Genomic DNA, 3,343 nt, shown 5'->3' on the forward strand with positions numbered 1-3,343 from the left:
CGGCGGCTTTCCACTTACCGGAAAGCCGCCGCCTCGCTATATTGTCACCGTCACCGGGGGAGGGGCTAGGGGCGGAGAGAATCTAGGAACGGGGTGCGAGCGCCTCCAGCACCTGCTGCTGGACCGCCGCCGTATTACTTGCCACCAGGGACACCGGGTGCACACCGGAGACTGAAACACCCGCGTGCTCGGGCAAATCACCCTCCAGGGTGGAGGCGACGCCCTCCATGAGCACGGAGCCCGGGTCGTCAGTGAGGGAGAGATGCCCTCGATGTAGTGGACCCGCGCACCCGTCGAGCGGATCGCCTGCTTGGCAATAAGTAGCTCTGCTCGGTCTCGGGCGAGTCTGTCGTTCTTCCAGACCGCGAGGTGAGTGTCATGAAGATGCGCGACGGTGCTCGTTCGAGGGAGCAGCCCCGTCCGGGAGCCCCGTGTCACGCAGCGTGATGGAGAGCGTGACAGGGTAGAAGCACTGTTTTGCCTGGTAAATGAGGGAAAACACTCGCCGTCACCATGTCCGCTTCCGTTGGTTCGTATGTTTTGGTACGGTAGACCTAACGGACACCGTTTGTGGAACACTTTGCCGGGCTCTCGCAGCCCTGAGGCTGTGTTCCCAACGCCGTGTCCGAAATCGAGCGATAACGGACAAGCGAGCAGAGCAGGCAGTATGGCGGGCAACAGTAGCCTCGGTCGCGCTAAGGCGGCCAAGAATGATGAGTTCTACACACAGTGGCGTGACATCGAACAGGAGATGAATGCCTATCTAGAGTACGACCCTGATGTTTTTCGTGGCAAGACCATCCTGTTGCCGTGTGATGATCCTGAGTGGTCTAACTTTACTAAATTCTTCGCTCTCCACTTTGAAGAGTATGGGATTAAGAAGCTTATCTCTACATCCTATGCCCCAAGTTCAAATGCAAGCGGAGAGTTCTACCAGCCGACACTATTCGAGCTTGATGACCCCCAGTACAACGTTAAGAAGTCGATGGAACGTGGTCGTGTTTTTGTATTAGAACCGAATGATTTAAACGGTGACGGACGTGTGGATATCGACGACCTGAAGTGGTCCTATCTCGACGGCGATGGTGACTTCCGCTCTGCCGAGGTCACGGCGCTGCGCGACGAGGCCGACATTGTGGTCACCAATCCGCCGTTCTCCCTGTTTCGTGAGTTCGTCGGGTGGCTCGTTGAAGGCGGTGTGCGGTTCTCCGTGATCGGCAACAACAACGCGACCACCTACAAGGAGATCTTCCCGCTCATCCAGAGCGGCCGCCTTTGGAAGGGTGCCACCGCGAACGCGACCGATATGGTGTTCGGCGTCCCCAAGGGCTCGGACATCAAGCCCGCAGACGCCGCGAAGGCAGAGCGACTCGGGTACCCCGCCGATGAGAACTACGACTACACCCGCCTGGGCAACTCCTGCTGGTTCACCAATATCGAGCACGGACGCCGCCACGAGCCTCTCCAACTCATGACTATGGCCGAGAACCTGCGCTATTCACGGCACAAGAAGCTCGTCGAAACCGGCTACCTGACCTACGACAACTACGACGCAATCGAAGTACCGTTCGTAGACGCTATACCCAGCGATTACACAGGCGTGATGGGTGTGCCTATCTCGTTCTTGGACAAGTACAATCCTGACCAGTTTGAGATTCTTGGCTCGCAACGATGGGCGAAGTCAAGTGACCTTCTCGCAGTTTATCGTGGAAGCGTCATCCCCCCTCAAGAAGATAAAAAAACACTAATCAATGGTGTGGAGACGTACGACCGAATTTTTATTCGACACTTGGGGACGCAATCATGAAAACCTCTCTCAAACAAATTAGTATCGCTGACATCACCAAGGGCTTCGTCTACAACGAGGCCGAGGGTAAGGGCCTGTACGGTCTCGACGGCACTCTGACCATCCAGCCGGAGTACCAGCGTCACTACATTTATGGCGACGGCAAGAAGGACGTAGCCGTTATCGAGTCAATCCTCGCGGGTTACCCCCTCGGGCTGATCTATTTCAACCGTACGGACTCTGGCCAGCTCGAAGTTCTTGACGGTCAGCAGCGCATCACATCCATCGGGCGTTTCGTCACGGGCAAGTTCGCCATCAAGGTGGACGGTCGCGAGCAATCGTTCTCGTCGCTACCCGCCGAGAAGCAGGATTTCATCCGCGCCACTCATCTGCTCGTGTACGTGTGTGAGGGCACCGAGACAGAGATCAAGGAATGGTTTCAGACCATAAACATCTCCGGTGTGCCGCTCAACGAGCAGGAGTTGCTCAACGCTGTGTATTCGGGCCCGTTCGTGACCGCCGCCAAGGCTGTGTTCTCGAACGCCGCTGACACGCGTCAGCAGAAGTGGTCGGCCTACGTCAAGGGGGATATTCGTCGCCAGGAAGTCCTCGCAGTAGCTCTTAAGTGGATTGCTGCTGCTCAAGGACTTCCCAACCCGAGTGCGTATATGGCCGCACACCGACGCGATGAGAACGCCTCAGAGCTCATTACATACTTCATATCAGTTATTGAATGGGTATCAACCGTCTTCGACCGCATCCCTGACAAAGAAATGCGCGGTTTAGAGTGGGGCGACCTCTACGAGCGCTTTCACACCCAGCCCTACAGCGCGAGAGCCGTCAACGCGCGTGTTGACGAGCTCAGGGCCGATAGCGCGGTCCACAACGCCAGGGGTGTCTACGAGTACGTTCTCGGCGGCGAGGAGCACCCCGAGCTACTCCAGATTCGCATGTTCGATGACCGCATTCGCAAAGCTGTGTATGAGCGCCAGAAGGCCGACGCCGAGGCTCGTGGCGTGTCGAACTGCCCACTGTGCGCCGTGGGCACCAACGCGAACAAGACCAAGATTTACAGGATGAAGGAGATGGATGCCGACCACGTGACTGCATGGTCGAAGGGCGGTGCCACCGACGAGTCCAACTGCGAGATGCTCTGCATCACGCACAACCGAGCCAAGGGGAACCGCTAGACGCCCTCATGTACCCCGGCACACCCTCACAGCCACGAAGGAGGTTTCCACGCTCATCGGTTGCGCCCGAGTCTCGACGGCCCGGCATGGCGAGTCGCTGGACACCCAGCGTGACGCTCTCCTTGCTGTCGGTTGCGATAGAACCCATTTCTTCTCCGACACAGTGTCGGGCTCGAAATGGCAGCGTCCCGGGCTCAAGAAGGCACTCTCGTACATGCGACCAGGTGACACTCTCGTCGTGACCCTCGTGCCGTCCTTCTTCGTGTAAAAGCTCGGCACCCTTACGATGCTGTCCTAAAACAGGCAATACGTGCTCTCATAGCGATAACAGCGAGGCGGCGGCTTTCCACTTAACGGAAAGCCGCCG

At 57.6% G+C, this 3,343-nt stretch carries 4 protein-coding genes; 3 read left to right on the plus strand and 1 reads right to left on the minus strand.

Annotated elements, in window-relative coordinates; translation table 11 throughout:
• Positions 1–82: 82 nt before the first annotated feature.
• Positions 83–229, minus strand: coding sequence for a hypothetical protein (locus HMPREF2845_RS09370; RefSeq protein WP_246824661.1), 147 nt, complete (start codon positions 227–229; stop codon positions 83–85).
• A gap of 438 nt (positions 230–667) precedes the next feature.
• Here HMPREF2845_RS09370 and HMPREF2845_RS08850 point away from each other — a divergent pair, with 438 nt between their 5' ends.
• The 3 genes from HMPREF2845_RS08850 to HMPREF2845_RS09435 are packed head-to-tail and all read left to right on the plus strand — an operon-like array spanning position 668 to position 3,244.
• Positions 668–1,807, plus strand: coding sequence for an adenine-specific methyltransferase EcoRI family protein (locus tag HMPREF2845_RS08850; RefSeq protein ID WP_070634495.1), 1,140 nt, complete (start codon positions 668–670; stop codon positions 1,805–1,807).
• Entirely contained in the window at positions 1,804–2,976 is a 1,173-nt protein-coding gene (locus tag HMPREF2845_RS08855) for an HNH endonuclease family protein (RefSeq protein ID WP_070634496.1), read from the plus strand. Before HMPREF2845_RS08850 ends, HMPREF2845_RS08855 begins: the two co-directional genes overlap by 4 nt.
• Complete coding sequence (locus HMPREF2845_RS09435; RefSeq protein WP_246824663.1) at positions 2,909–3,244, plus strand: recombinase family protein; 336 nt, start codon at positions 2,909–2,911, stop codon at positions 3,242–3,244. Before HMPREF2845_RS08855 ends, HMPREF2845_RS09435 begins: the two co-directional genes overlap by 68 nt.
• Positions 3,245–3,343 lie beyond the last annotated feature (99 nt).

Source organism: Rothia sp. HMSC065B04, assembly GCF_001812285.1.
In the GTDB taxonomy this organism is placed as follows: domain Bacteria; phylum Actinomycetota; class Actinomycetes; order Actinomycetales; family Micrococcaceae; genus Rothia; species Rothia mucilaginosa.